3 protein-coding genes are annotated in these 3,933 nt (G+C 50.8%); 1 reads left to right on the top strand and 2 read right to left on the bottom strand.

Features of this window, described 5'->3' with window-relative positions; translation table 11 throughout:
* Positions 1 to 22 precede the first annotated feature (22 nt).
* Together Q0526_RS17370 and Q0526_RS17375 are read right to left on the bottom strand one after the other, a co-directional pair.
* Entirely contained in the window at positions 23 to 1,270 is a 1,248-nt protein-coding gene (locus Q0526_RS17370) for a HAMP domain-containing sensor histidine kinase (protein ID WP_298736435.1), read from the bottom strand.
* Positions 1,271 to 1,327: 57 nt separating this feature from the next.
* On the bottom strand, positions 1,328 to 2,011 hold the full coding sequence (locus Q0526_RS17375; protein WP_298736438.1) for a response regulator transcription factor: 684 nt from the start codon (positions 2,009 to 2,011) through the stop codon (positions 1,328 to 1,330).
* A gap of 92 nt (positions 2,012 to 2,103) precedes the next feature.
* On the opposite strand from Q0526_RS17375, the gene Q0526_RS17380 reads away from it, so the two are divergent.
* On the top strand, positions 2,104 to 3,933 hold a 1,830-nt coding region (locus Q0526_RS17380), incomplete at its 3' end, for a hypothetical protein (protein ID WP_298736440.1).

Genomic DNA, 3,933 nt, shown 5'->3' on the forward strand with positions numbered 1-3,933 from the left:
ACCACTATTCTCTCATACCTGTCTACCCGGTCCCACGTTTGACGCTTACGAAAGTCGCGCCGCCGCCCGGCGTGTCGAGCACGGTCAGCGAACCTTGCTGCACCCTGGCCAATTCCGTTCCTACAGACAGCCCCAAGCCATAATGCCCGGCTTTGTTTGGTGCCTGCTGTTGCTGCGCCTCCCTGCGATAAAAGTAGTGGAAAACCGCTTGCTTTTCCTCGTCCGGGATACCCGGCCCGTGGTCTACCACCCAGAACCGTATTTTCCCTTCCTCACACTGATCGACCCGCAGCTGAACAGAACTTCCTTCCGGGGCATAGGAATGCGCATTATCCAGCAAGATGGAGAGTATCTGCTCCAGGCGCTGCTCATCCGCAAAAACAGATGGCAGTGCCGTATCTGGCAGCTGCAAGGTCAGTTCCTGCGCTTTCTGTGCAAAAATGGGAACAAACTTTTCATAAACAGACATCGAAATATCTTCCGGCACCAAGGGCTGTAGTTGTAATTTCCAGCGCCCTGTACCGCCATTGGTAAGAACCAGCATATCGTCGATCAGCCTTGCCATTTGGCGGGTCTCGCGCTGGATGGTTTGACAGGGTTCTTCCGGGTCGGATACTCCGCGCCGCAACAGATCAACGGAAGTGGAAATCACTGCAAGAGGGGTTTTCAATTCATGGCTGGCGCCAGCTAAAAAACGCAGCTGCTCTGTATGCGCTGCTTCTACCGGGCGGATCACTCGCTTGGACAGCCATGCGGCAACTATGATCAGTGCCGCCCATGCAATGCAAAAAACGACCGCATATTGAACAAGCAGGCGCATCATCCCGGAAACATCCGTTGTCATTGGCTGCAATACAAGCACATTATACCACTGCGTCGTTGAAGCAGAATGATTTTGCAGTGCCGCCCGCCATTCTTTTCCTGCGGCGGTCAGGACAAAGGTGCCGCTCTGGGCCTTTGATGAATACAGCGTTTCCCCTACGGCATCTTCTTTCAGTTCTGCCAAAAGGGCATCCCGCATTTCTGCCGTCAGTGTGGGCGTGAACGTGAGCAATGTTCCCCCATCAACAACGGCCACGGATAGATCACATTGTTCTGCAAACTGCAACAGGCTCTGCGTATCCACACTTCCTGGTGCCGACAAATACGCATTCGCGGTTTGGCTTTGAGACAGAAACAACGACTGCGCAGCACTCTGGCTCTCTCTCCTTGCCGCATGAAATGAAATAGCACAGGCGATAAAGAGCACCAACCGGTCAAAATTGCGCAAAAAGCGGTTATTCGGTACTGCAAATGACGGTATATTTCTTTTCGGGAAGATTTTGTTCTATTCTTCTGCTTCATATTGCAACTGATAACCAGTCCCTCGGCTGTTTATGATTTTAACTTTTGAATGCAGATGTATCAACCGCTGCCGAACCAAATGGATATAGGTGTCGATCGCCGCATCCGTCACCTCTGCATCCGGTCCCCAAATCCGATTGAAAATAACCCTTCTGGTAATGGGAGTGCCCGCGCTTCGCAAAAGGAGTTCCATCAACTGTGCCAACCGCTTCGGCAGGACTTCCTCTCCTTCTGGCCCTTTGAGCAACCGAACTCCTGGCTGGTAGCAAAGATCGCCAAAATCCAATTGACTTGGATCTTCCAGGGGGACCGTCCGCCGCGACCAGATCCGCAAACGAGCCAGCAATTCTTCCATGGCAAATGGTTTTACGATATAATCATCGGCTCCTGCGTCCAGCCCGCTGACTTTATCCCCAAGACTGTCCAACGCAGTAAGCAGCAGAATAGGCGTCGTAATGCCCTGTGCCCGCGCCTTTCGAGTTATGGTCAGACCGTCCTGGCCAGGCAGCATCCGATCCAGCAGGATCAGATCACTGCTATTGTTCATAATTTGAAATTCAGCATCTATTCCGTCAGCGCAAGGAACCACCGTATATCCTTCGCTTTTCAGAACAGCCTCGATATTGTGCCGCAAAGCATCATGATCTTCTACCAAAAGAATTTTCATTTTTTTCCTCTGTTTTGAAAAAAATTCAGGATAATTTAAGTGTGCATCCGTTACAATCAGTGTAAAGCAAATTGCGAAGGGAGTCAACCATCATGAAGCAAATCGGAAAAAAGCTCTTATCCGCAACACTATCAGCCCTGATGATAGTGTCGGCCTTATCCGCATGCGGAAGCTCGCCCTCGGATGTTGCCGAGACTTCCGCCCCGGCCAGTGAATCTTCCAGCGCATCTGCCGATTCACAATCCACGGAAATTCCAAAAACAGGTACGGCTACAGGCGCCTATCTTCAAGAGTCTATGTCCGAAAACCTGCCCGATACATATAGCCGCTTTTACGATCTGCGGATCGATCAGGATGGAAACGTCCGCCTGGTCGGATTAAACTCAACGGGTAAACTTCAGCTCTTACAGTTTGAATCCTCTACATGGACTGTTCTGCAGGAAAGCGACATGCCTGCCAACGCCCCAAACTATGTGGACATCGCAGATGACGGCTCGATTTGGGCTGTCACAAGAAACAGCGACGGGCAGTATTCGCTTTGTACCGGTCGAGACGCGAATGCATTAGAGCCCGTAGAGGTGGATAGTCTGCAGCAAACCGATGCTCTACCGATTGATCTTCGGCTGACCGATGACGGAAAAGTTTTTCTGACAGTACAAGTGGTAGAATCCACCATTTTCGTACTGGTCGACTGCGCCACGCGCCAAGTCACAACGATAACCCCCGGCTTTTACGGCAGCCCGGTCCTGTATTCAGAGGGGGAAGTTTACGCTTTTGTTACTGGCAGCTCGAACCTGACTGTCTTTGATGCAAACAGCGGAAATACTTTGCAGCAATATCAACTGCCCCTTGCTGAGTCCCTGCCCTCAACATGTGCCGCTTCTGTAAACAGCGGTGTTTTGACCTGGGCCGACAGTAACGGAATCCATCAGCTCGCCCTGGATGGCATGCTGCAGCAAACATTCGCTGACAATCGCAGTTTTGTACTCGCAAGCAACGAGTTTATAAAACAACAGCTTGTTGTGGATCAAGACGGCAGCTATTGGGTCAGCGGGATGGATGGCAACAATCATGCGCAGCTTTACCGCTATCACTACGATGCGGAAGCGACGATTCCTTCTGGCAGTGAGTTGGTTATCTGGGCTATGGAAGACAGTTTTCTCCTGCGGGAGGGCATCAATGCTTACGCGGCCCAGCATCCAGAGCAGACCATCACAGTGGAATACGGGCAGGATAGCATAAATAACGGAATGACGCTTGATGATGTTATTCGAACCCTCAATGTGGAGATCTTCGCAGGAGAGGGGCCAGATGTGCTTGTATTGGATGGGCTGCCGATCGAATCCTATATAGATCAGGGGATTTTGGCCGATTTAAGTCAGGTTGACACCGATGATTGCTATAAGAACATTGTAAATTGTTATACAGATTCGGATGGCTGTTGGGCACTGCCGCTTTTATTCCGTCCCGGCTTGCTCTATTGCAAATCGCAGGAAAACGCCGAACTGCTATCGCAGGCGCAGTGTTTGACTGATTTGCAGGATCTGCTTTGCGTAAAGTCAAATTTCCACTATGACGGCTATTACAACTTGTTCAATGAACTGTACCCCGCTTCCAGTGCGTCCATCTTTGCGCTTGGCGCGCAAGAAGTAAACGAAAGCACTCTGCGTGAATTTTTAACTGTTACCGAAGCGGTCGTTCAGGCACAAAACATCACTTCTGAATTTGACCCGCTATTTGGCGATGGTGAAGATACAGCAGGCACTTCTGATGGCCAGCATTTGGCTGTAGATATTCCAGTCAGCATGAATTGGTACGCACGCCCACAGGACCCTGCCGATTGTGCGGCCGGCTGTCCCAGCGATTATTCGTTGACCTACATTTATATGGTCAGCGAAACACAAGCGGTCCCGGCTTTAATT

The organism is uncultured Subdoligranulum sp. (genome assembly GCF_937890665.1).